This is a genomic window from Pseudomonas sp. LJDD11, assembly GCF_024584215.1.
GTDB lineage: Bacteria > Pseudomonadota > Gammaproteobacteria > Pseudomonadales > Pseudomonadaceae > Aquipseudomonas.
In genome coordinates, this window is sequence record NZ_JANJFL010000073.1 from 1 (window position 1) to 824 (window position 824).

Genomic DNA, 824 nt, shown 5'->3' on the forward strand with positions numbered 1-824 from the left:
GATCTTGGTGACCAGGGCGCTGAAGTCTTTCTCGCCACGGGTCAGGCCTTCGTACAGCACCTCTTTCACGCCGCGCTTGGCCAGTTGTGCACGAGTTGCATCGGCCAGACCCTGACCGTAGGTGTCCTTGTCGTGGATAACCGCGATTTTCTTGCCCTTGAGCACGTCCACGATGTAGTCGCCAGCGACAACACCCTGCTGATCGTCACGTCCGCACATGCGGAACATTTCCTTGAGGCCACGCTCGGTGACAGTCGGGGTGGGGGAGCCTGGAGTGGTAACAATCACACCGGCATCGCTGTAAACCCCAGAGGCCGGGATGGTGGATGACGAACAGAAGTGCCCCACAACACCCACAACCTTGTCCTGATCGACCAGACGGTTAGCGACAGCCACGGCCTGCTTCGGCTCGCAGGCATCATCGCCCTTTACCAGTACGATCTTCTCTCCATTGTCGCCGCCCGCCGCGTTGATTGCATCAGCCGCTGCCTGCGCGCCCCTCATATATTGCTCGCCAAACGATGCGTTGGCACCGGTCATCGGACCTGCAACGCCAATCTTCACGTCAGCTTGAGCAAACGAAGACACGCCCAATGCAGTTGCCACTGCGATTGCCAGAAAGCCTTTCCTGTAAAACGTATGCGACATGAGTGGTGCTCCTGAGGTTTTTTTAATTAGCACTGCAACTACAAGAATTGCTTAGAGCAAGGGGCGTGCCATCACTTTTCATTCGGCGGGCGGGAATGTTCGCGCAGCCGCCCCGACAGTGGTCTGCCCTTGAAAAAGGGCCGTGCAACCGTCTGGAATGCACAGGGTGCAACCAC

At 57.8% G+C, this 824-nt stretch carries 1 protein-coding gene; it reads right to left on the reverse strand.

The genetic code is table 11. From position 1 onward, the window contains the following. On the reverse strand, positions 1-648 hold a 648-nt coding region (locus NRB16_RS28785), incomplete at its 3' end, for an ABC transporter substrate-binding protein (RefSeq protein WP_257107551.1). Positions 649-824: the final 176 nt, after the last annotated feature.